Raw genomic sequence first — 412 nt, 5'->3', positions numbered from 1 at the left:
CTGAAGCAGGATCGCCGAGCTTGACCTGCGCCCAGAACGCGCAATTTTAGAACTGTCGAGGGAATTTGACACGATCGTCCCCCGCAAAATCCATCGATCGTCGCCGTTAAGATCATGCTTGCCGAAGTTTCCGCTTTTCTCGCCCCGCTCGCCGCCGTCATCGGCTACTCCTCTTATAAGGCGCGGCAATTCGAACACGCCTATCCGAATATTGGCGAACTGACGGATGTCGGCGGTTACTGCATGAATGCCGTCCACGTCGCGCGTCCCGAAAATGCGGATCTGCCGGCGCTGGTCTTCATTCACGGCGCCAGCGGCAATCTGCTCGATCAGGTCGTTGCCTTCCGCGCCGCACTCGAAGGCCGGGCGGAAATGCTCTTCGTCGATCGCCCCGGTCATGGCTATTCCGAAC

At 59.0% G+C, this 412-nt stretch carries 1 pseudogene; it reads left to right on the top strand.

Annotation, left to right across the window (positions count from 1 at the left end):
- Positions 1 to 114: 114 nt before the first annotated feature.
- Positions 115 to 412: pseudogene (locus EOD29_RS37550) on the top strand (alpha/beta hydrolase); the annotation flags it as partial.

This window comes from Mesorhizobium sp. M1A.T.Ca.IN.004.03.1.1 (assembly GCF_003997555.1).
Classification (GTDB): domain Bacteria; phylum Pseudomonadota; class Alphaproteobacteria; order Rhizobiales; family Rhizobiaceae; genus Mesorhizobium.
This window is presented reverse-complemented; position numbering and strand designations above follow the sequence as displayed.